The organism is Streptomyces sulfonofaciens, from assembly GCF_014656295.1.
Taxonomy (GTDB): domain Bacteria; phylum Actinomycetota; class Actinomycetes; order Streptomycetales; family Streptomycetaceae; genus Streptomyces; species Streptomyces sulfonofaciens.
This window is the reverse complement of sequence record NZ_BNCD01000100.1, coordinates 1-554: the sequence shown is the minus strand read 5'-3', so window position 1 is coordinate 554 and position 554 is coordinate 1. Positions and strand designations below refer to the sequence as shown.

The following is a 554-nucleotide window of genomic DNA, read 5'->3' as shown; positions in this document are numbered from 1 at the left end:
TCGGGTGTGGGGTCTGGGTTGGTTTTTGGTTCGGGTGGGACGGTTTTGGTTACGGGTGGGTCTGGTGTGTTGGGTGGGTTGGTTGTTCGGCATTTGGTGGAGCGGTATGGGGTTTGTGATGTGGTGTTGGTGAGTCGTTCGGGTGGGGTGCCGGTGGGGTTGGAGGGTGTGGTGGGGGGTGGTGTGCGGTTGCGGGGTGTGGCGTGTGATGTGGGGGATCGTGAGGCGTTGGCTGGTGTGGTGGGGGAGATTGGTGGGGAGTTGCGGGGGGTGGTGCATGCGGCGGGTGTTTTGGATGATGCTGTTTTGGAGAATCTTTCGGCTGAGCGTGTGGTGGGGGTGTTGCGGCCGAAGGCGGATGCGGCGTGGTATTTGCATGAGTTGACGCGTGATGTGCCGTTGAAGGCGTTTGTTTTGTTCTCGTCGGTTGCTGGTGTGGTGGGTACGGCGGGGCAGGCGAATTATGCGGCGGCGAATGCTTTTCTGGATGAGTTGGCGAGGTATCGTCGTGGGTTGGGTTTGCCTGCGCATTCTCTTGCTTGGGGGTTGTGGGG

General features: G+C 60.5%; 1 protein-coding gene. It reads left to right on the top strand.

What is annotated here, in order from left to right:
* On the top strand, positions 1 to 554 hold a 554-nt coding region (locus IE313_RS34765; protein ID WP_189939382.1), incomplete at both ends, for a ketoreductase domain-containing protein.